Raw genomic sequence first — 23,459 nt, forward strand, 5'->3', positions numbered from 1 at the left:
CCTTTATATAATATTTTATATAACACTAGGGGCATTTAGCCCCTTTTTTAATGCCTGTAAAATATGCCCCGCCAAAGTTACGCTTGTAAACTAAATTAACAATCACCTACCTTATTGCTAATAAAACTTTAATTAATAAGGCATAATGCTGCTATTGTTTAAGTATTTTCACTAATAATACAAGCTGCTCTTGCGCGTATTGACTCACCCTTGGGATCAACCATGACCATAAACATGCGTTTAACGACCGGCTTTGGCGTAATTTTATCAATGATGATTATTTTAACCATTATTGGAATTTCGCGCGTTAGCCTTATTAATAATAATATTACCCACATGACCGACGTAAATTCGGTAAAGCAACGTTACGCAATTAACTTCAGAGGCAGCGTACACGACAGAGCAATAGCCGTGCGCGACGTAGTGCTAATTACCGAGCAAAGCAGTTTAAGTACCGTGTTAAATAACATACAAGAACTAAACGCATTTTACCAAACGTCAAGCCGTGCTATGGCTAAGCTAATGGGTGATATGAATAGTGAAGAGCGCGCTTTAATTAATAAAATAAATCAAATAGAGCAGCGTACTCAGCCTTTCATTCAAGGTGTAATAAACGCTAAAAATTCAGGAAACCTAAACGAAGCTAAACGTATTTTATTAACCGATGCGCGCCCTGCGTTTACCCAGTGGCTAAGTGTTATAAACCAATTTATAAACCTGCAAGAGCAAGCAAATCAAACCACCACTATTGATACTCTCGATATTGCCAGTTCATTTGAAATTTGGATGATTTCGCTCACCGCGCTTGCAATTTTAATAGGTGCAAGCGTTGCGTATGTTATTAGCCAACTGATCAGAAAGTCAGTAGGTGGCGAACCACAAGAAGCCGCCGAAGTAATTGCCCTTATTGCCCAAGGCGATTTAAAAGGTGATGTACAGTCGTGTTGCCCAAATAGCATGATGGCTTCTGTAGGGGTTATGCAATCTAAACTAAAAACTATTGTAGATAGCATTATTAACTCATCTGAAGAGCTTTCTACTCACTCTGCAAGCGTAGCGTCTGGCTCGCAGCAAGCACTTAGTGCCGCTGACGCACAAGTAACCTATACAAACTCGGCAGTAAGCAGCCTAGAAGAAATGAGCCGCAGTATTAATGCTGTTGCAGGCTCTGTTAAACAAACAGAAGATAACTCAAAAATAACCGCACAATTATCGCAGCAAGGTAGTATTGCAGTGCAAAAAGTAGCGGCGGAAATTGAGCAAATTTCAGTAACCGTAAAAGCCACCGTTTCCCAAGTAAACGTGCTGCAAGAGCATGTAAAACACATTGGCGATATTTTAAGTGTGATCCGCAGTATTTCTGATCAAACAAACTTGCTTGCACTAAATGCGGCAATAGAAGCTGCAAGAGCTGGCGAAACAGGCCGAGGGTTTGCTGTTGTTGCTGACGAGGTAAGGCAACTTGCCCAGCGTACTGGTGATGCAACAGGCGACATTGAAAAGATGATTTTGCAAGTACAAGAAAACACACAAGCGTCGGTAACAGCTATGGAAACCACAGTACCGCAAGTAGAAAATGGCCTAACGCTTACCCATGAGGCAAACGAGTTACTGCATCAAATACAGCAACAAGCTAACGACTCATTAAGTAACGTGCTTGAAATTGTTGAATCAACATCAAACCAAGTAGCCACCGTGGCGCAAATTAGTACCGGCGTAGAAGAAATTGCCAGTATGTCTAAAGAAACCAGCATGTCGCTTAACAGTAACGCACAAGAAGCTGTTGCATTAGCTGACCTTTCAAACACGCTTAAAAAGTATATTAGCTACTTTAAAGTTTAATTTTTTATAGTAAGTAATAAACAAAGGGGCTTTTAAGCCCCTTTGTTGTTTATGTACTTTAATAATAGCGGACTATATACCCGCTAAATCGCGCTCGGTAATACACTCGTCTGAGGCCATTTCAAACTCGCGGCAAACTAATGGGCGGTTTTCGTAAATAGAGCACATAAGTGTATTGCGGTCGAGTGCTTGGCACCAACCGTCGTCAGCGCGTTTCATTACTTCGCTGCCCCATTTATCGTATTCAATGTAGTTAAAAGGCACGCCGGTGTCGGTTACTATGCGCACTTCTAATTGGCAACAACAGGCTTGGCAGTTAGCACACGTGACAGGCTCTGGGGTAGTAGAAATATTTTCAACGGGAATAACAATATGAGGCATAGTGGCTTACTTTTTTGAATAAGCCACTAGGATACAGTAACTAATTTAACGCGCTAGTAGTTTTGCTTTAATATCGCTGTAACGCATTTGCTCGCACAGTGCAAAACCACTCAATTGGCGCACTTTATTACGCGCAAATAATGGCACACTCATCCCCGCTAAAAAGCGGCATTGGGTTTCAATACCCACATTATGATTACCTTTGTCTGCCATATGCGCTAAAAACTCATCTACCTTTTGATAAATAAGCTGCTCCTCAATATAGGCAGGCTCTATAGAGTATTCTAGCTTAACCGCATGGCCTCTACACACACTACAATGCCCACATTGCTGTGGTGCATTTTGATCGTCAAAATAGCGCGCTAAGTTATAGCTTAAGCAACTTTGTAGCTCAAAAAAGCGTACCAGTGCAGCAATACGTTTAATTTCGGCTTGTTCTTTATCACTAAAGTAGTCGTGTAGTTGCTGGGCAAGTTCTGGGTTATTTATAACCTCGCTATGCACTTTGTATACTTGGGTAATACGTTTGGTTTCGAGCGTTATTAGGTTTTTTTCGGCTAGGTAATCAAGGGCTGCCACTACGCGTTTTCGATCAACCTGCGCAGCTTGCGTAAGGGAGTCAAAATTTAGCGTGCCCCATATTTTTTTAAAATCGGTATGGCTAAATATTTGCGTTAAAAACGCTTGGCGTTGATCGTCAAATTGGCTTAGTAGCTCATTTTTATCAACCAAAAATTTATATTTAAAATCGGCGTAGTAAGCATATTGCGGCGTTATAGCGCCTTGCATTTCAAGCTGTACGAGTAAGGTTTTAAGTGCCAGTTGGCGAATATTACTTTCGCTTGATAAGCTGTATTCTTGCATTTCCCATTGCTGGTGGCTTTGGCGAATATCGTTAATTACGTATTCAATACCGCTAAGCTCAGGGGTGTCGCCATATACAAAGTTTTCAACCGTATTTAGCCCATCTAAATTGGCAAGGGTGTAGCAGTTTGATGGATTGCCATCGCGCCCTGCTCGGCCAATTTCTTGGCTGTAGTTTTCTATCGATTTTGGTAAATCGTAATGTATAACAAAGCGAATATCCGACTTATCAACACCCATACCAAAGGCTATGGTTGCCACCACTACGTTAATTTTACCCGCCATAAAGTCATCTTGAATTTGCCAGCGTAGCGTATCTTCAAGCCCCGCATGATACGCCACCGCGTGCACACCTTGTGCACTTAGCACATTAGCAACTTGCTCGGCGCTTTGCTGTAGCGTTACATACACAATACCAGGGCCATTTTGCGCGCGCACAATGTTGGTAAGCTCGGTGTTTTTATCGGCGGTTTTAACGCTCAACACACTTAAATCTAAATTGGCGCGATAAAAGCCCGTTTGCACAATACACTCAGGCGATATAGCAAATCGCTCTGCCATATCGCGTTTAACTTTTTTAGTCGCCGTTGCCGTAAGCAGCAATACTAAAGGAATATTAAGCTCTTCGCGGTAACGCGGTAGTTTAAGGTAGTCGGGTCTAAAGTTATGGCCCCATTCAGATATACAGTGCGCTTCGTCTACCACTAACATCGAAAGCGCCACCTGGCTTATAAACTCTCTAAAACGCTCGTTTTTAAAGCGCTCAACCGACACCATTAGTACTTTAATTTTACCATTTCGCACATCATTCATTACGGTGCTGCTTTGCAATTGATCTTGGCTCGAATCAAGGCTTGCCGCGTAAATACCTTTGCTATTTAAAAAGCTAATTTGATCTTTCATCAATGCTAGTAAAGGCGAAACCACTAACGTTAAATTTGGTAAATGCAACGCAGTTAATTGATAGCACAACGATTTACCCGAACCGGTCGGAAATATAGCCAACGACGATTGACCATTTAAAAGCTGCTCTATAGTTTGTTGTTGCCCTGTTCTAAATTGGCTAAAACCAAAGTGCTGCTCAAGTGATTGAATTAGTGGCGTGGTCATAAATGTCCTTTTGATGGCTAAACAATAGTTATGCTTATAAAAATGCGGTGTAGATGAAATATTTGCAACTCAGTATACAACAAATAACATTATTTATTGCTGACATCACCTTTATTTAAGCGCAAACTAGAGCACTATAAAATGAGTAGTAACTGCTTGTTGCCAAAATAATTTATTGATACCCAAGTTATCTTAAAAAACTAATAAAAATACAGATCACTTGGGTATATTATTTTTGAGGGCAACGTTATGAATATTACTACACCTAAAATCGTCGTTATTGGCGGTGGTGCTGGCGGATTAGAACTCGCAACGCAATTAGGTCATAAATTAGGAAAGAAAAAACAAGCTGAAATTCTACTAATAGACAAAAACCGTACCCACATATGGAAGCCGTTACTGCACGAAGTAGCGACAGGCTCTATTGACCCCGATTTAGATGGCGTTGTGTATTCAGCCCATGCTGCAAAACACCACTATAACTTTCAACTTGGTACTTTTTGCAATATAGATCAAAGCAATAAAACAGTTACCCTTGCACCACTTTTAGATGAGCTAGGCCACACAATTTTACCCGAGCGCACCGTGCGCTACGACCACCTAGTAATTGCCATTGGCAGCGTAAGTAACGACTTTAATACCCCAGGTATAAAAGATCACTGCTACTTTTTAGACTCAAACCAACAAGCAGAGCGCTTTCAGCATTCATTACTCGACAGCTTTACACGCCTTCACCAAGACGACAACCAACAGCAATCACTTAATATTGCCATTGTAGGCGGCGGTGCTACCGGTGTTGAACTCTCAGCTGAGCTTTATCATGTGTCTGAACTATTAAAGCTGTATGGCTTAACAAATATGTCGTCTAAGCGTTTGCATATTCATTTAATAGAAGCCGGACCACGTATTTTACCAGCATTACCAGAGCGTATTGCCGTAAGTGCCAAACGCGAGCTATTAAAGCTTGGCGTAAACGTGCGCGAGCAAACACAAGTAAAAGAAGGCACCGCACAAGGCTTTATCACCAAAGACGAAGAACACATTGATGCCGATATTATGGTGTGGGCAGCAGGCGTAAAAGCACCAGATTTTATTAAAGACTTAGGTATTTTTGAGCTGACACGTAGCAACCAAATTCAAGTAAACGAGTTTTTACAAAGCACCGTTGACGAAAGCATTTTTGTATTAGGCGATTGCTGCGCATTTACCCAAGCCGACGGTAAGCAAGTACCACCTCGTGCACAATCGGCGCATCAAATGGCGCAGTGCGTCGAAAAAAATCTAATCGCAACGCTAAAGCAGCAACCACTACGCGGCTTTAAATACAGCGACCATGGCTCACTTGTTAATTTATCAAGCTACAGCACTGTGGGTAACTTAATGGGTAACCTAACCAGCAATACCTTTTTTATTGAAGGTAAAATTGCCCGCTTTATGTATATATCTTTATACCGTATGCACCAACGCGCCATACACGGTAGCGCAAAAACCTTTGCATTATGGATAAGCGAAAAAGTGCTGCGTGTAGTGCGCCCTAAAATGAAGTTGCACTAATCTATATATACTAAATTAAAGACAGTGAGCGTTATCACTGTCTTTAATATTTAACATTGTCTGTGTAGAGTATTTAAAACAACTAAGGAAATTGGGTTATGACGGGTAAAACGCTAATTTTTAATTTTGACGGCACAGGAAACGAGCCCCGTGATGCAGAGCAATTTAGCTCAGAGCATTTTAAAGAAGACTCTAATATTACCAACATTCTAAAATTACATTTACTGCTTGGCGGTAAATTAGAAGACTCCCCCATTACTCCTTTTGCTAACCAACTCAGCTTTTATTATCAAGGTATTGGCACTAAAGGCAGCCGCCTTAAACGCATTTTAAACCAAACCCTTGCACCTCGTGGTGACGACGTAGCCAGTATCTTAAATCAAGCATTAAGCGACTTTAAAGCTCACTACCTAATAGGCGACACCATACTGCTAACGGGTTTTAGCCGAGGCGGTGCACTTGCTAGGCGTTTTGCCAAAATCCTAGAGCCTTTAATTGCTGATAATGTTTACGTATGTGTGTTTGATACTGTCGCCTCTATTGGCTTATCAAAAGTAAGTAAAGCTACACGCGGCGCAGAGCACGTTATTTTTGAAAACCACACCATTGCCAACAACATTACTCACGCGCTGCACTGCGTCGCCCTTGATGAAAAACGCCGCGCCTTTGAACCCACACTCATGAACCATCAAAGCAATATTACCGAGCTATGGTTTGCAGGAGCGCATTCAGACATTGGCGGCGGTTACTACCGCGATGGCCTAGCCGATATTTGCTTGCGCTACGCACTTGAGTGGTTAATAGAGCAACCGCTTAATATATCGTTACTCACTAGCCACGATATAGATTACGAAACCCTACTTCCCGATAGCAACTTAGTAGCACAAGATGACGTAACCGTAACGCCCGATCCGCTCGCATTAAGCCATCAACAAAATTACTTTTGGTTTAACCCATTTTTTAAATTAGTAGATAGGCAGTGCTATGTATTAATTGATGACGAAGTCAGCAACCTTGAGCCTTTAGTGCACTACAGCGTAGCCGAACGCATTAATAAGCTAACCAGTTACCGCCCAGAATCGCTAAAAAAACTGCATTACAAAATTAGCTATAACGACAACACCACACTTAGCTTTATTGGTTTAAGCCAACATATAGAACTGGCTAATCAAAACATGAATGTGCTGAGCATTAACCAAAGCCAAGATGTAATGGTATTTGCCTCAGAGCAATACAACGCAACCGGCCTTATGCTAGAGCAAGGCGCTACGTACCGTTTTACCCCATACCCAAATCAATACTGGTTTGACGATGGCATAAAGTGCACGCCATTAGGCTGGAACCGCGATAACGTACAACTTGGCGTAAAAGAAATCCCCATGGCCGTGCTTGAACCATTTAGACGATTTCCTCGTGCACAATGGTTTTCACTTATTGGTGCTATAAATAAAAACGACGACCACCTTTTTGAAATAGCCAACGGCGCCGACATTAAAATGGATAAATCTGGCGAGTTTTGCCCATTCGCAAACGACCTAAGCCGCTTTTACGGCGCTAATGCCGGTAAAATAAAAGTGAAAGTAACGCGGTTGGAATAAGAGGAAACCGAAGCTTTTAAATTGTAGGCTGGAATTTACATCGCGCTTTGGCATTATAAAAAACACCATGCGAGGTATAAAACCTCACCTACAATAATTCAAACACCACAAAGCCCGCCTAAACACCTGTAGGCGCACTGCTTGCTCGCGCGAAAAGCGAAGCTTTTAAATTAAATAAAACAAATATCAGTTTTAATGTTCACTATAAAACTGATAGGTTATTATTACTGTTTTTATCAATGGTTACTTTTTCGTGGCAAATGAAGTTATACAAAAAATAATTGAGTATTTACATCAAAACACCGACATTGATGTAGTTTGGCTATATGGCTCCCATGCAAAAGGGACAGCTCAGCCTCATAGTGACATTGACTTAGCCATAGCATTTAAAAACTTTGATCTGGAATCGTTCGATAAGCGCCTTAGGCCAAAAGAGCTTGAGCTTGAAATAAGTAATGCACTTAATCTTAACGAACAACTTATTTCGGTTGTTGATATAAATATTATTCCAAGTTATTTAGCTTTCAACGTTATTGAATATGGAACAATAATTATAAGCAATAATAGTGTTAGAGCGATGAAAGAGCAGCAGCGTATATATAGCCAGTTCGAATTTGAAACCATAGCGAGTAAACATGACTGATACCGGAATTACACTTTATTTAAGTGAAGTAACACGCCATATTGACGAATATATGCAAGAACTCGACGAACTCAGTCAAATCGATTCACTTAATAGTAGAGACTACCGAGCTGCAGAGCGATTACTACAGTTAATGACCGAGGTGTGTATTGGTTTATCAAAGCATTGGCTAAAGCAGCACAAAAGTAGTACCAGTAGCAACGCCTATCAAACATTTAGCGAACTTACTAATTTGGGCTTTTTGAGCGAGGCAGAACTACTGTCATGGCGTAAAATTATAGGCTTACGAAATGCTCTTGTTCACGATTACTTAACTATTGACCAAAGTATCGTTAAAACAATCATTAAAAAGCAACACTACACAACTATGCACGCATTTAGTATTAAAGCGATTACAGAGCTAAACAAAGATTCATAGATAAAACCTCACCTACAATAATTAAACCACTGCACTGAACAAAACCGTAGGTGCGATTTTACATCGCGCTTTGGCTTTATAAAAACATTAAGCGAGGTATAAAACCTCACCTACAACAATTCAAACACCTTTTCGCCTCACTCAATGAGGCGAATAATATGTGTAATTGCCTCATTAGGCAATTTTGTAACGTGTACTACGCCCACCTGCGGCGGTTTTCGTTAAAAATCCAAGCGTTTGCAAGTCCGATAAATGGCGTGTTGCGGTTGCACGGCTAACCTTAGCTACCTTTTGGTACTGACTCGCACTAATACCCTGTTCAAATTGGCCATCAAGTAACTTATTAAGCACTTTTACTTGCTGCTCACCTAGCTTTGTTTGATCTTTACTTACCCAGTAATTGGTTTTAAAAATTGTTTGCTCAATATTATTAAGCGTATGGTGTATCGCATTATCAAGCGTACGTAAAAACCACTTAATCCACTTTGTAATACAAAGATCTCCACGTTGAGTGGCTTCAAGCACCTCGTAGTAGCTTTTTCTGTCTTCTAAAATAGCCACCGACATAGCGTAAAATCGAATTGACTCAGCATGTTCTTGCGCTAATGCCAGGTCGGTTATAAGGCGTGTAATACGCCCATTACCATCCTCAAGTGGATGTATTGTTACAAACCATAAATGTGCGATAGCTGCCCGAATAAAAGGGTCTATTTGAGGTTCGTTTCGCGTTTTGTTAAACCAGTTAAAAAATAGCGAAAGCTCTTTATTTACTCGCTCTTTAGGAGGCGCCGTAAAATGTAATACCGGTTTATCTAAGCGCCCCGATACCACTTGCATTGGCTCGTCACCACGCAATTGCCCGCCCTCAATTTTAGTAAATAAGCTTTGCTCACCTGCAAACAATAAGCGATGCCAATTAAGCACTCGCTCTAAATTAAGCGGTGAGTCTGTGTTATTTATTGCATCAAGCATAATCTCTGCAAGATTATCGCTTTGCACTGTTGTTGGGTAAGGTTGCTCATTAATATTGAGCTTTTTAGCAAGAGAAGAGCGAACCGAAAATGCATTAAGCTTTTCACCCTCAATCGCACTGGAGTGAATAATATTTGCAAGTAAAGTATCAAGGGCTTGCTGCTTTTGTTGAGCACTTTGCACGCCCATACGCCCTACTAATAAACCTTGATTATATGAAAGATCCCTTAGTAAAGGAGCAAGCGCTGCAGCATCCCACGTAAAGTTTGGCCAGTTTTGCAGTTGCCATATCCACATAATCATTAGTCCTGAAGGTAATTAGCTTCAGTCTATGTTATTTATTTGCCTCATGCAATGAGGCGAATATAATAGTTAATTGCCTCATTACTTTTAAGCGTTAAACAGAACAATAATTCATTTTTCAATGGTAAAAACAATCCATTTATAAGCGAGGTATAAAACCTCACCTACATTAATGTAAACACCACTCTTAACAAAAGCGTAGGTGCGATTTTATATCGTGCTTTGGCTTTTAAATAAGGCCAAGCTCAACACCTGTAGGCGCGAAGCTTGCTCGCGCGAAAAGCGTAGCTTTTAAATTGTAAGCCGGAATTTATCTCTCGCTTTTAATTTTAATTTGCAAATATCGCGTTGATGCTGACAACCAAAATATGAATTACTTACTCAAAATGCATGTATTTATTTTCTAATATTTAAATAAATGCATCCATATTTGGTAGTTGTATTATTTGCTCACTCAGCTTATTTGCAGCTTTATTAATTATTTTTATGCACAAATCAATGTGTGCTAATTCAGCAGTAGACAAGTTATTTTTAACAGCAGAAACTTTAGCAGTATCAATTGCGGCTAATACAGAGTCAACGGTTTGACTCATAAGTAGTTGCATCCGTGGTAGTGAAATAGCAAATTCATCAGCAAAATCAGCTAACATATAAGCTGTAATCTCATTAGTAAAATTGCCTGCACTTTGCGAATTATGCTCACCCACTGACATAGCATAACACCTTGATATTTTGGGCTGTAAATAGCCCATATCACGGTCAATGCTTCCCTGCTCAATAATAGCCTCTATATTTACCAAGTCGTAAAACGGCGTAAGCTCTAAACCATTTTTACCAACAAAAAAACTAATGTTTTTGCCATGAGCATCGTAATTACGTACTAAAATATTAAATGTCATCCAACGAATAAGCTGAGCCTCATACGCTTGTACATTCGTTGTTTTAACATTAAATAGTTTTGCAAAAGAAACGCCATCTCTAATATAAATACCATCCCCATCATCACCATGCTGACGCTCATATTTATAAGAAGGAGGTAAATTAGTGGCTTGGCAACCATCAATAATATGACGACGTAATACACGGTTTTGATCTTGTGTAACGCGCCTATCAAAGCGATCTATTACAAATACTCTTACATCTGCGTAAGTACGCAACTCAACATGGGGAACATTGAGCCCCGACTCTTTTGCCAAAAGCATGGTAAAAAGTTCATTTACTGCAATGAAGGGCGCGGTACCTGTTTCGAATTTAAAAATTTTATTAGAACATAGCTCCCCTTCACCAAATCCTAATTTACTATCGATTTCGAGTAGGTTTAGTTTGTCTTGAACGCCAGCAACAGAGAGCCGAGTTCGGCCATCCCAATGAGTAATTGGCTCTCCAACTTGTACAAAGCGTTTAAGTTTTTGGCTTAGCTCATCATTAGTTATTTCACGAAAAGATGTCTGCTTTAAAGTATTGTTACTTGCTCTAAACGACAAAGCGCCTGACGTTTCCTCGCCAATTACTTTAATCAAACCAAACGTATTATTTTTAGAGATAGTAGTACTACTTATAATTTCATCAAGACCTTTGCCCTCGGGTAATAAGTTTTGCAAATAATTACGCACATCACGTGAGTCAAAATCACCATTGAGCGGTAAGTGTGGTGAAATAGCAAAACCCTTATTAATCCACTCAGGCTCATAGGTAAATGCAATTTCATTTTCAGAGCCTATATCAAGAGTTATCGCACCTATCTTCTGCGTATGCCCAATAAATACATCTAAGCTATTTTTTTTAATACCACTGCTCATCGCTCACCTCATCCTTGTTATTGTGGTGCGACTCATCATCACTGACAAGGCTAAACGAAAGCCCCAAGTATTCCATCACTTTGAGTACATTAAAAAACTGCACATTCACATCACCTTTTTCTATTTTTATCAGCGTAGGCTTTGAAATATTAAGTGCTTGCGATACATCAACCAATGTAAGCTTCATGCCTGTTCGCTTTGAAGTAATCGCTTTAGCGAGTCGCACCGACGAAAACGGCTTTGATAGATCAGGCATTTCAGTGCGCTTAACAACTCTTCCAAGTGTTTTTTTTGCTGGTAATTCACTCATTAAAGGTCAACTATAGTTTACTTATACAATTTATTTTAGGGTAGCCTATCCAAAAGTCAAATATAATTTACTTTTAAGTGTGAATGTATATTTATCAATCATAAGTAAACCCTATTTTACTTATAGGCGGTAAAATAAAACCCAACCCCATAAGTAAAACATAAATTACTTATGGAAAGTTAATGACATTTTGAGCTTAATAGCCAAGCTAAACACCTGTAGGCGCCCAGCTTGCTCGCGCGAAAAGCGAAGCTTTTAAATTGCCTTACTATCGTTCAAGGCTCGCTGTACTACTTGGTAACAAATAGCACGCTGCTGCTCTTGATTTAAGCTAGCCTGTCGCATTGAAAGGATCGTTTTAACTATTTGTTTATGAGATACAATTGGAAAGATTGGTCGCTGCTTTAGCTCAACAAACCAACCAGGAAAGCATAAAACAGGCAAAACTTGGGTGTTAAAACCCGTCGCCTCTTGCAGCCATTTATTCACCCAATTAGCTTGGTTTTGAGCTTGCTCTAGCGGCTTACTTTCAAACCAAGAGGGGAACACTAAACGATTTTTCTCAAATTTAACTTTGTAGTTTGTATCGTCTTTTATTCGCTTATGCCTACCTTTGGTTTCAATAGCAAATATCCCATTTGGCCCAACAACCAAATGATCAATATTAAAACCATCTGCTTGTATATCATGAAATACTTGGTATCCGTGTGACTGTAATTCTATAAGCTCAGAGGCAACGGCTAGTTCTGCATCACGCCCAAGTTTTAACTTTATTAAGTGATTAGATTTAACCCAAAGCTTTCGTGCCACGTAGACTAAACCCAATGCAATCATAATAATGAAGAAGTAATTAAACTTGCCGCTAGCAAACATTTCAGCAATGCCTTTAATAGCAAAAGGCATTGTAACTATTAAAGCAGACAAAGAAATCAGGCCAATTACCTCAACAATCTTGTTATTTACTTGTTCGTTTAATGTTTGCGCTGCAACACGTTTAAGCTTTTTACGATCAACAGGTAGTTTTGCATTCTTCTGATGAAGCCATATTTTGATAAACAAAACACCTAATAGTGAATAAACACTACCAATAACAAATAAAAGGCTTAAACCTTGGTTTAATAAATCATCCATGATGAGTTCCTATAATCACAATGTTTACGTTATACCTTAAAAACAGGTACATGTCGCATTGGCGGCGGCCAAGCGATATAGCACTTTAAAACAGGCCAATCGATTAAAGTTTATTAGCTTTTGACTCTATGTCGTCTATTAGCTTTTTAGATATCCCTTGAAGCGCCCTTTTTATATCTAAAGGTAGGACTAGAAATAGCCATCTCTGAGTTCTTAAACTCTCGTAAATTAGCGATATTGGCTAAATAGCTTTCAAGTAATTCCGGCTTTGCTTTTCGTTTTAAGTTTTGCCGAAATGTTTCTGTAAATTTACGTATTTCTTCAGGATCATCATCTTCAAAACGCTCACAATAAACTCGTTTAGCTATTTCTATTTGAGTTAAACCAAGCTCTTTTATAATAATTTTAATTTTATTTTGTAATTCTTTGCATTTATCCATTTACTGTCCCAATTTGTCCCTACACCTTATTTAAGATGAATTTGCTCTCAAAGCGAAGAGCATAATTTAAACTAAAGAAAGGTAATACCATGAAAAATATGAATCAAAGTGCCGCTGCACGAATTCAGGCAGCAGAAGCAAAAGCTAATAACGGTTTAGTTGAAAAAGGCGGCTTTGCAGCACGAGCTCAAAGGGCTGCTACAAATAACCAACAACCTCCTCGTACAACTCCACCGAATGGTCCTAGTAAAACAGGGAAACCTTCAGGAAAAGGGCGAGGTAATAACGCACCTAAATCAAAATAAGGTAAGCGGATAGCGATACAATTGTATCGCTATCTGCATTGCTGCAAATTACTTAAAAAAGTACTTTGAAACAATTTTGCATTTGATGACAGCTCAGCCTCTGGCACTTCTTTCATTGTCTCATCTAAAGCACAAATACAAGCATGAGCCGTAACTATTTGAGAGGCTTTTCTAATATTATCTGAGTTTGCACAAAAGCTGACTATTTCAACAATAGCACCTGTTGAATAACGCTTTGGCTCCAAAAATTCTTTATCTACTTTATATGCGCCCACTGCACCTATAAATAATGCAGCTTTAACCGAGAGCAAAGGCTTTTTAAATTTTTTATAAGTATGCCCTGCAAAGGTTTTTTCACATTTATTGCAGCTTATATGGTTTCCATACTCTAAAGCATTTTCTTCTGTGCAAGCAGGGCAAACAATATTGAGGGGATCAGAGTTACTTTTATTTTTTGATGCATCCATTACTGTCTATAATTCCTTTCCTTAATTTATGAATATAGAGTATTGATATATTTAAATATATTCAATGAAAATTTGCAAAATCGCCTTGGTAATGGCAACCAAGGGGCGGTCTTCTTCAAACAAGCTCTGCTGCTAATAATTCATCCCTGAAGCCGGGTTCCTGTCAGCATCCATGCTTCCACTTCCTCAAGCTGCAAAGCTACGCTTTGGTCATTCGTCGCCCACGGCGCCCCGCAACTTCACTTATCTTTAAACACCAAATTAATATGAACGTAAACGCGATGAAAGCACAACTTTCACATCCCTGTACGCTGCCCAGTTCGGGTATCCCTACCCTCTCGTTCAAAACTACGTTTTTTACCCATTTGCAAGCATCGCTTTTCTCGCATTGCCTAAAGGGATTTAGGTACTTGGAATTTGTCCGGAACAAAATTCCGCTATGCGAGGTAATTACTCATTAATTATGTGTTTGCAGGTGAAGTCGAAGGGGGAAATATCTGAACTACAGCCTTAAAATTTGCAGTAGGCGCGAAGCTTGCTCGCGCGAAAAGCGTAGCTTTTAAAATAATTTACAAATATCGCATTGGCGATGGCAACCAAAGGGCGAATACCGCCGTCCGCCCCTTGGAACCCCACGGCGCCCCACAACTTCACTTATCTTTAAACACAAAATTAATATGAACGTAAACGCGATGAAAGCACATCCATGTGCAAGCATCGCTTTTCTCACATCCATGTGAGGTAATTACTCATTAATTATCTGTTTTCAGGTGAAGTTGAAGGGGATAATTTCTTAGCATCGTCCTTTAATTACTCGTTCTCCTAGTACTTAACTCACACGTTTATACTTAATTACTAGTAACTTAGTCGATTAATACTTGTAGCTGTACCGCATTTAAGTAAACTAACTACTCGCAAACAGGGAGTGGTTTCAATGCAGCAAATTGGTATTTACGAGCAGTTAATTACAAAAGTAATTGAGCAAAACTTAAATCGTGAGCAGTTTTATGTGGGCGAGCGCCAGCTTGAATCGGCCGAAGCCGCAACATGGCTTTCGCGCTTTTTGGGTAAACTTGTTGAACATGCCATAAATGCTATTCCCAACTCTAAAGAGCGTTTGCAGGAGCAGATTAGCCTTGCTAACAACCTTGTACTTTGGCTTAAAGATCATATTCGTGATGACGAGCTAATTAACGAAAACCTTATCGACAGCCAAGGCCGAATACTTACCGCGCTGTTTAATACCCAAAACCCTATTGCGGCGAATCTTAAAGATTACTCAAGCGATATATTTCCACTTACAGGGCTTACCCAAAGTGAGTTATTTAGCGGTGCGAATGCGGGCATATCGCTCGAAACCGAGCTAAAGCGCGAGATTAAATCGTCCGACACTATTTACTGGCTTGTATCATTTATAAAATGGACGGGGCTGCGCATATTTAAAAATGAGCTTGAAGCCTTTACCAAAAGCGGCAATAAACTCAAAGTTATTACTACTTCTTACATGGGCGCAACGGATGCTAAAGCGGTTGAGTTTTTAGCAAACCTACCAAATACCGAAGTAAAGCTAAGTTATAATAATCAGCAGGAGCGCCTTCACGCAAAATCCTATTTATTTATGCGCAATACGGGTTTTCATACCGGTTATATTGGCTCGTCTAATTTGTCGCATTCAGCGCTTACCAGCGGCCTAGAATGGAACTTAAAAATTACCGCGCAAGAAATCCCGCACATCATAGCCAAAACCAAAAGTACCTTTGAAACCTACTGGGAATCGAAAGACTTCGAGCTATTTACAGGCGCTGTTGAGTGTAAAGAAAAGCTCATTAATTCACTTAACGAGCAACGCGGTGTTGGGCAATCAAGCAGCCAGTTTTATTTTGATATAACACCAAAAACGCATCAGCTCACTATTTTAGAAAAGCTAAGTGCTGAGCGCAGCGTACATAATCGTTTTAAAAACTTAGTAGTTGCTGCAACCGGCACCGGTAAAACTATAATATCGGCGTTCGATTTTAAAAGCGTTTACGATAAAAACCCAAACGCACACTTTTTGTTTGTAGCCCACCGTGAAGAAATACTAAAACAAGCGCAAAGCGCTTACCGTGGCGTGCTTAAAAATAACGACTTTGGCGAGCTGTGGGTAGGTAACTACAAGCCACAACGCTACAACCAATTATTTGCATCAATCCAAACGCTGAACAGCCAAATTGAATCGCTCAATTTAACCCACTATTACTACGACTACATAGTAATAGACGAAGTACATCACGTAAGCGCTGCAAGTTACCGTGCTATTTTAAGTTACTTTACACCCACAATATTACTTGGCTTAACCGCTACACCAGAGCGACAAGATGGCGCAAATATACTCGATGACTTTTGCGGTGTAATAGCCGCCGAAATTCGCTTACCAGAGGCAATCAATCAACGCCATTTATGCCCGTTTCAATACTTTGGATTAGATGACGACACCGACCTAAGCCAAATAACATGGCGAGGCGGCCGTTACGATATAAGCGAGCTAAGTAACCTTTATACAGGAGAGAACAGCCGAGCTAACAAAATTATATCGAGCTTGGCTGATATCGTAACCAACGTACACGCTATTAAAGCACTCGCGTTTTGCGTAAGCCAAAAACACGCTGAATTCATGGCGTCTAAGTTTAACTTAGCAGGCATAAACGCCGATGTACTCACCAGCAAAAACACTAATGAGCGCGCGACCAAACAGCAAGCACTACGCCAAGGCGAAATACAAATACTTTGCGTGGTTGATATTTTTAACGAAGGTGTCGATATTCCAGAAGTTGATACTCTGTTATTTTTAAGGCCAACTGAAAGCTTAACACTGTTTTTACAGCAACTCGGCCGTGGCTTGCGCTTACCTGACAATAGCCAAAAGCAATGCTGCACCGTACTCGACTTTGTAGGCAATGCTAATTCAGAATATGATTTTGCCAGTAAATTCCGCGCACTAATTGGTAAAAGTAACCAACCAATAAAAACCGAGATTGAAAACAACTTCCCACATTTGCCGCTGGGTTGCCGTATTGAGCTACAAAAGCGCACACAACAAACAATATTAAAAAATATTCAGCAAGCCATAAACTCTAAACGCCGTTTACAGCAGCTGATAAATAGCTATTCGCAACATACCAATGACACGCTAACGCTAAGTAGTTTTTTACGCATAAACCCACAAGTCACGCTTGAAGATATATACAAACCAAAAAATAAAAAGCTCGGCGGCTGGCACTGGTTAAAAGGCGATGAAATACCCGCAGAGCAAGCCGATATTTACGCCGCATATTACCGCGCTATAAACACGCAATTACTCGGCTGCACTTCACTTAGCTATTTATGCTTTTTACGTGATTTATGTAATAACAACTTTAGCTTTATGCCAACACCGCAAAACCAACAGTACGCGCTTATGGCGCATTACAACTTTTGGGATAGCACAGGCACAAGCTTAGGGTTTAAAACGCTTGAGCAAAGCTTGCAAGCTCTTAAATATAAAGAGCTACAGCAGGAGCTTGCTCAAGTGATCACGCTATTAATAAACCGTATTCACCAACAAGAAAGCGATTTAACGTGTTTACCTAATCATGCAATAAAATTACACAGCCGCTACACGCGCCAGCAAATACTCGCAGCTTTTGGGGCGCACTCGTTTGATAAAAAATCGACCGCCCGCGAAGGCGTTTTAGAGTTTAAAAACCAAAACCTAGAGCTGTTATTTGTAACACTTAATAAGTGTGAAAAAACCTACTCGCCCACAACGCTGTATCACGACTACGCAATCAGCCCTACTCTGTTCCATTGGCAAACTCAAAACAGCGCCCGCCCAGAACACGGCCGCGGGCTAAGCTATATTCAGCACCAACAAACAGGCAAAAACATCCTGTTATTTGTACGCGAACAAGGCAAAGACGAGAACGGCCGAACCATGGGATTTGTAAACTACGGCGAGGTTAAATACCAAAGCCACAACGGCAGCCAGCCGATGAATATAACGTGGGAGTTAACCAACCCCATGCCAAGTGAAATGTGGCATGAGGCTGGGAAGTTAGCGGTTGGTTAACTGGCAGTTTGAAATTTAACTTTACTTTTATGAGTTATGAAGCGAATGATGTCCACTTAAGCCTTTGGTTTTCATTTTTGCATTTTAATTTGTTTCAAGCATGTTAATAGGCAGTTGTGTTAAGCCCGCGCGTTTATATTTATAGCGAATAAAGTTGGAAATTGATTCTTCATGATTTGATATGAGGATTTGTCTGTCATTAAACTCTACCCTAAAAAGATCGCAAAGAGATGCTACATTAATTTCATCCATTGATTGAACAGGATCATCAATTAAAACAAATGAATTGGATGCATAGACCTTATTTAAAGTTAAAAAGAAAGCCATGCCTAAAGCCGCAATCTGACCACTACTCATTGAGAGAATGGCATCATGCTCAGAATGTTCCACAGTACTAAACTTTAATACCTTACCGTCACCACTTGCTAAAAACAGCCCTAGACCTCGTTGGTAGTTTTGGATGAGGCGCCCACTATATATGTGGAATAATAACCCAATGTCACCAATCATTCTCTTTGTATATTGCTCTACAGTTGCTTCTATTGTTTTCCTACTAGTTACAATTTTCTTTTTAAGCTTTTCACCTGCAGCTATTTTCTTTTCCAGTTTTTCGACTTCGAGTTTCGTCTGCTGTAATTCATCGTGTTTAAACTGATTAAGTTGATCTGATAAATAAGACTTTTTATTTTCAAAATCTTCCAAGCTGAGTTTATCTATATCAGACTCATTAATGAAAGTGGAGGATATAATCGAGGCCCAATTAGGCGGAATCACATCTGACTCAGGCTGTTTAGCTTGCTCTAACGTATCTATTGCTTTTTGTAGGAAAGAGTTCTGGATGGCTTCACTACTTTCAAAAGTGCTATGTGGGAACAATTGATATTCAGCAAGTTCTTTAATAATTGACCTGGTACTATCAAATTTAACCGAAACTCTTTTTAACTGCTCGTATAAAGCTAGATTAAAGTCGAATAACAATAATTCTTTCGCTGTATTCAATTTTATTTTTATAGTATCTAAACAAAGCTTGATAGAGGTATTAATTTCCTCTATCTCCTTTGCAAATACGTCGATATTTTCTTTTACATCATCAATAACTTTTTGTGCAGCTTCTTCCAATGTACGTTTACTTTCCCAAGGAATATTACAAAAAGGGCAATTTAGTTCATCATTACTACAATTTTCGTGAAATTGTTCGAGTAAGTCTTTTTGTGCTTGGAGAAGCTTTAATCGCTTTTGGCTCTCTGAATCAGAAAGAAGTTTCTTTTTGTCTCTTTCGCCTATTAACTCCTCAAGTTCTTCGCTTTTAAAATCTTCAGATAATTGCTCAAGTTCTCTTTTTAATATTTTATCAGCCGCGGTTTCACATATCGCTATATTTTTATTGACCTGATTTAAATTTTTATTTACAACGCCGTAATCTTCATATTTATCTACAAAAAAACCTACAGTAAGTGCTATCTTGATATCTTCCTTTTTATTTAAGAGATCAACTATTTTGTTATTGCTCTGCCTAATTATTAATTCGTCTCTATTTGCAAGTATTTTTGCAACATTATCTACGTCAATAATTAGCTTATCGAATGCAGCTTGGTCTGAGGTAGTTATTGGGTCTTGAGTATCCCAATTTGGTATTTTTGTTGAGTTACTTAATCGCTTGTATGAACTTGAATCAGAGCTATCGGCCAATTGAGTGCTTAAATCATTTAATGTTGTTTTTAGCTCTCCTAAACGATCGGTATGTTTTTTTCCGACATAATCTTCATTGATTTGCGACTCTAAACTTTTGAAAAATTGGATCTGCTCTGATAATTTATCAGTGTTAATAAGGTGTTCTATACCTTTCTTTCTTTCATTAGCGTTTGTAGAGTGTAGATACCTATTCTCACCTTGCTCTAAATAATTGAGTAGACTGAAATTCTTAAGGAAATTTCTTCCGAGAAAATCTTCTATCAATGAATCAGATACTAGATTATTAAAATTATCTGAATCGAAATTTTCTAATTGATATAGTTTAAAAATAGAAAAGTTATCAGGAGCATTGTTTTTTTCATAACTTAAGTCTGAAGTTAACGCTACCCTTGCCAAGTACAGGGTGTCGTTTCCATCTTCACTTATTAATTCGGTGCGTATTACAAGGTTACCCTGTTTTTGTTTATTCCAGTACAAATTTTCTTCGAAGTGAGTCTTCTTTTTACCTTTTGCAATAATGCTATTATTGCGTGCTATAACCCTTTGAATTTTTCCAGTGAATAGCAATTCAACAGCGTCAAAGATACTAGTTTTTCCGAAACCATTTGGACCATCTAAAGTTATCAATGCAGAGCTTTTTAGATCAAAGTATGCTTCTTTAAACGGCTTAAAGTTTTCAATTTTAATTTTAGCTATTTTCCATTTCTTCACTGATTAAACTCCTTATAATCTCATCTGGCTGTGCATCATTATTCTGTTGTAGAATAATTTTTTCATATAATTCGTGAACATTTCCTTCTATTAATGCTTCATCTAGATAAACTTGTATTGGTTTTAAATTACCTTCTTTAATCGGTACTCTAATAAATGGTACTTTTATTAAGATTCGTGCTGCGACACTATACAAAGTAGGTTCTAAAGGGCTCTCTTTGTATTCGGAAAACCTTTTTTCATCAGTTACAACATTAAGTAAGCTATTGATATCATGGCCTTCTAATAACGAAAGCTCTGCATCACTGAAGTATAAAAAATATTTTTTAAAATAATATGGGTTTTCTTCAATACTAAATACCTTGGCTTCAATTTTTTTGAAATCAGCACGATGTTCCAAATTATGTAGGACAATTAAATCGGTATTCTTTTCAAAAGCAGGATCCGATTTGAATGCCTCGGGAGCCTCACTATTTACAATACTATTAAGCTCCTGAGGTGAAGTAAGAACTTTACTTTCGTATAGAGCTAAGAATCTCTTTTTGTCTCCATAAGCTTGAATTAAATAGCTCGGCTGATTATCGTTACCAGTACCATCTACTCTTTTATAGCCATGGTTGATAGCAAATTCTTCTATAATTTTTTTAATCATCTAATCTCTCTCCAGCAACTTGACAAGATATAACTCTTGCTTCAAAAGCTTTAGTAACATTGTTGCGATCATTTCTCGTGCTTAAAAATTGTTCTTCTAGGCTCTCTCTTTCAATTCCTCCTGCTGAACAAAACCTTTCAACGGGTGAAAATTGATTATCACAATCTGCAATCAACCACTCATATTCAACTAAGATATCAATTAGGTTTTCATCCTCCTTAAGTTGAGATACAAGATCTTCTGAAAACTTTATTTCTCTTACTCGTTTATTTGCCCTTATAGATGTTGGTAGGTACTTGTCCATTTTCTGACATTTGTAATAGGGTATTACGTTTGCTAATACAGGGTATTTTTTGATTTCTGCGATAATGTCCACGTAATCATAAACTCGCTCATTATTGATACTTTTTTCTGATGAACCTAAGCAAAGAGACTTCCATAGCTGTGAGAAATCAAGGTTATCAAGAGTCTTTATTTGCTTCAAAACTTTAACAAGCTTTAATTTTATATCTTTATCTACGCCTTTAAAGCTTGTGCTATTTATGTAGTCATAAAAATGAAAATATAAAGCCTTTTTTGCTATTGCTCTTTGATAATCAATGTCTTCTGAGTGCGCAACTTCTTCATGGAGTAAACTCTGAAGTTCTTTACTATAGATTCTTTCCTTATAAGCTACTTCAGCGGCCAAGATTGATAGGTCTTGGTTACAAGCATGTATATACACAACTTGGGACGCAATTTTACTGTGAAGAAGATTAAACTTAAAATCTATCAAAAATTCTGTTGCAGCTAGGTTGCGTAAACTTAAGTAGTCAGAGATCTTCTCTTTTACTTTTTTTTCAATATCTTGAAGATAACAGTAAGCTAGGTTTTGATCTTTACCCTCGTAAGAGTAAAATTCGACTACGTTTCCATCATCTTCTTGAAAGTCTGAAGAATCGTCTAGCTTAGAAGTCACATGAAAATAGCGTTTGGTATGCTCATCACAATCAATGTGCGTAGCAGCTGCCTTGCTTAATGCAGGTAGATAATCGTTTCTTTTATCCTTATCTAATGCTTTAACTTGGTGTGTAGAACCAGCTTTGCCATTTTGATAAATAGAAAAATCTTCTAGACTATCTAATTGAAGTTCAAATTCTAACTCATTAATTAGGCAGCAAATACTGTGGTAAAGGGCAACATGGCCTTGATATATAAAGCCACTCCAAGTTGGGTTAGCTGTATGTGGGAATGAGAACTCATGAGGTTGCACTTAATTCATCCTTTACTCTTAAGATTAATAGAATTTTAAATTGTTAAATTTTAAAAATATTATAATTGTATCTGCGACTAATATTTCTTATTTAATATCAATAAAGATTTTAGGATATTACTTCATAATACCTACGTGCTTTAATCAAAGATTATTTGAATGAAATCATGTAATTAAGAAATAAACACCCATTCCCTGCTATCACTCCGAAAATACTTATGTGTTTAAAAAAGGCTATAATTACGGGGTTTGCTCCCGACAAATTCCAAGAGCAGAAACACCTTTATGCCGTTTAAGTTGCCATGACTTCGCCATAGATGGCGAATACAAAGCAGTTACGTTCACATCAATTTTTAACTTGAGGACACAGTGTGATCCTCGGGTGCGCCGTGGGATTCCATAAGGTAGACGGCGGTATTTACCCTTTGGTTGCCATCGCCAACGCGATATAACTTCGAATAGAGGTTTTAAAATCCCTAAACTCATACGCCAATTTATGAGCGCGATATAAAATCGCACCTACACATTAATTACACCGAAGTTTAAAAGCTTCGCTTTTCGCGCGAGCAAGCTTTGCGGCTACAACCCAAAAGCGCGAGATAAACTCACGCCTACATTCATAAACACCAATCTACCAACACACACCAATTCCCCGTGATCACACCTGAAACTGAGTTAATGATGAGTAATTTACAGCATGGATGCTGTACAAAGCGTAGTTTGGCCATGGATGGCCTATCTACGCTGGTTACGTTCACATCATTAACGTAAGTTGAAGATAAAGTGTGATCCTCGGGTGCGCCGTGGGATTCCAAAGGGCGGTCGGCGCCAGCCGCCCTTTGGTTGCCATCGCCAACGCGATATAACCTCGAATAGAGGTTTTTAAATCCTTTAAACCCACATCAAAACACCAATTTATGAGCGCGAT

At 38.9% G+C, this 23,459-nt stretch carries 18 protein-coding genes; 7 read left to right on the forward strand and 11 right to left on the reverse strand.

Translation table 11 applies throughout. From position 1 onward, the window contains the following. The first annotated feature begins 222 nt into the window (after positions 1–222). Complete coding sequence (locus H5120_RS12730) at positions 223–1,842, forward strand: methyl-accepting chemotaxis protein (RefSeq protein WP_182674757.1); 1,620 nt, start codon at positions 223–225, stop codon at positions 1,840–1,842. 72 nt (positions 1,843–1,914) lie between these two features. On the opposite strand, the gene H5120_RS12735 is transcribed toward H5120_RS12730, so the two are convergent. Next, entirely contained in the window at positions 1,915–2,223 is a 309-nt protein-coding gene (locus H5120_RS12735; RefSeq protein WP_002962790.1) for a YkgJ family cysteine cluster protein, read from the reverse strand. Between the two features lie 45 nt (positions 2,224–2,268). Continuing rightward, positions 2,269–4,197, reverse strand: coding sequence for an ATP-dependent DNA helicase RecQ (locus tag H5120_RS12740; RefSeq protein WP_182674759.1), 1,929 nt, complete (start codon positions 4,195–4,197; stop codon positions 2,269–2,271). A 249-nt stretch (positions 4,198–4,446) separates the two neighbouring features. On the opposite strand from H5120_RS12740, the gene H5120_RS12745 reads away from it, so the two are divergent. The 4 genes from H5120_RS12745 (at position 4,447) to H5120_RS12760 (ending at position 8,410) form a co-directional block, all read left to right on the forward strand. Beyond that, positions 4,447–5,751, forward strand: a complete 1,305-nt coding sequence (locus tag H5120_RS12745; RefSeq protein ID WP_002962796.1) for an NAD(P)/FAD-dependent oxidoreductase — start codon at positions 4,447–4,449, stop codon at positions 5,749–5,751. A 98-nt stretch (positions 5,752–5,849) separates the two neighbouring features. Beyond that, positions 5,850–7,349 carry a DUF2235 domain-containing protein gene (locus H5120_RS12750; protein WP_182674761.1) on the forward strand — a complete coding sequence of 500 codons (1,500 nt, stop codon included), beginning with the start codon at positions 5,850–5,852 and terminating at the stop codon, positions 7,347–7,349. Between the two features lie 253 nt (positions 7,350–7,602). Then, positions 7,603–7,992 (forward strand): type VII toxin-antitoxin system MntA family adenylyltransferase antitoxin, encoded by a 390-nt coding sequence (locus H5120_RS12755; RefSeq protein WP_182674763.1) that lies wholly within the window; start codon positions 7,603–7,605, stop codon positions 7,990–7,992. Further along, positions 7,985–8,410, forward strand: a complete 426-nt coding sequence (locus H5120_RS12760) for a type VII toxin-antitoxin system HepT family RNase toxin (RefSeq protein ID WP_149603437.1) — start codon at positions 7,985–7,987, stop codon at positions 8,408–8,410. The genes H5120_RS12755 and H5120_RS12760 overlap by 8 nt, the downstream gene beginning before the upstream one ends. Positions 8,411–8,584: 174 nt before the next feature. On the opposite strand, the gene H5120_RS12765 is transcribed toward H5120_RS12760, so the two are convergent. The 5 genes from H5120_RS12765 to H5120_RS12785 form a co-directional block, all read right to left on the reverse strand. Further along, positions 8,585–9,679: a Fic family protein gene (locus H5120_RS12765; protein WP_182674764.1), complete on the reverse strand. Its 1,095-nt coding sequence runs from the start codon at positions 9,677–9,679 to the stop codon at positions 8,585–8,587. A 416-nt stretch (positions 9,680–10,095) separates the two neighbouring features. Further along, positions 10,096–11,484: a HipA domain-containing protein gene (locus H5120_RS12770; protein WP_182674767.1), complete on the reverse strand. Its 1,389-nt coding sequence runs from the start codon at positions 11,482–11,484 to the stop codon at positions 10,096–10,098. Further along, complete coding sequence (locus H5120_RS12775; RefSeq protein ID WP_029753647.1) at positions 11,468–11,794, reverse strand: helix-turn-helix domain-containing protein; 327 nt, start codon at positions 11,792–11,794, stop codon at positions 11,468–11,470. The genes H5120_RS12770 and H5120_RS12775 overlap by 17 nt, the downstream gene beginning before the upstream one ends. 255 nt (positions 11,795–12,049) lie before the next feature. Further along, positions 12,050–12,925 (reverse strand): nuclease-related domain-containing protein, encoded by an 876-nt coding sequence (locus H5120_RS12780; RefSeq protein ID WP_182674769.1) that lies wholly within the window; start codon positions 12,923–12,925, stop codon positions 12,050–12,052. A gap of 146 nt (positions 12,926–13,071) precedes the next feature. Next, positions 13,072–13,365 (reverse strand): hypothetical protein, encoded by a 294-nt coding sequence (locus tag H5120_RS12785; RefSeq protein ID WP_182674771.1) that lies wholly within the window; start codon positions 13,363–13,365, stop codon positions 13,072–13,074. Positions 13,366–13,454: 89 nt separating this feature from the next. Here H5120_RS12785 and H5120_RS12790 point away from each other — a divergent pair, with 89 nt between their 5' ends. After that, positions 13,455–13,670 carry a hypothetical protein gene (locus tag H5120_RS12790; RefSeq protein WP_182674773.1) on the forward strand — a complete coding sequence of 72 codons (216 nt, stop codon included), beginning with the start codon at positions 13,455–13,457 and terminating at the stop codon, positions 13,668–13,670. 29 nt (positions 13,671–13,699) lie between these two features. Here H5120_RS12790 and H5120_RS12795 read toward each other — a convergent pair whose 3' ends face one another. Continuing rightward, on the reverse strand, positions 13,700–14,137 hold the full coding sequence (locus H5120_RS12795) for a hypothetical protein (protein ID WP_182674775.1): 438 nt from the start codon (positions 14,135–14,137) through the stop codon (positions 13,700–13,702). A gap of 934 nt (positions 14,138–15,071) precedes the next feature. Here H5120_RS12795 and H5120_RS12800 point away from each other — a divergent pair. Further along, positions 15,072–18,224 (forward strand): DUF3427 domain-containing protein, encoded by a 3,153-nt coding sequence (locus H5120_RS12800; protein WP_182674777.1) that lies wholly within the window; start codon positions 15,072–15,074, stop codon positions 18,222–18,224. Positions 18,225–18,308: 84 nt separating this feature from the next. Here H5120_RS12800 and H5120_RS12805 read toward each other — a convergent pair whose 3' ends face one another. From H5120_RS12805 to H5120_RS12815, 3 genes are read right to left on the reverse strand one after another with little or no spacing between them, the layout of a single operon-like run. After that, on the reverse strand, positions 18,309–20,627 hold the full coding sequence (locus H5120_RS12805; protein WP_182674779.1) for an AAA family ATPase: 2,319 nt from the start codon (positions 20,625–20,627) through the stop codon (positions 18,309–18,311). Further along, complete coding sequence (locus H5120_RS12810) at positions 20,605–21,279, reverse strand: ABC-three component system middle component 1 (RefSeq protein WP_182674780.1); 675 nt, start codon at positions 21,277–21,279, stop codon at positions 20,605–20,607. The genes H5120_RS12805 and H5120_RS12810 overlap by 23 nt, the downstream gene beginning before the upstream one ends. After that, the gene (locus H5120_RS12815) at positions 21,272–22,531 is read right to left on the reverse strand and encodes an ABC-three component system protein (protein ID WP_182674782.1); all 1,260 of its coding nucleotides are present in this window, start codon (positions 22,529–22,531) and stop codon (positions 21,272–21,274) included. Before H5120_RS12815 ends, H5120_RS12810 begins: the two co-directional genes overlap by 8 nt. Positions 22,532–23,459 lie beyond the last annotated feature (928 nt).

This window comes from Pseudoalteromonas sp. SR43-2 (assembly GCF_014163885.1).
GTDB classification, from domain to species: Bacteria; Pseudomonadota; Gammaproteobacteria; order Enterobacterales; family Alteromonadaceae; genus Pseudoalteromonas; species Pseudoalteromonas distincta.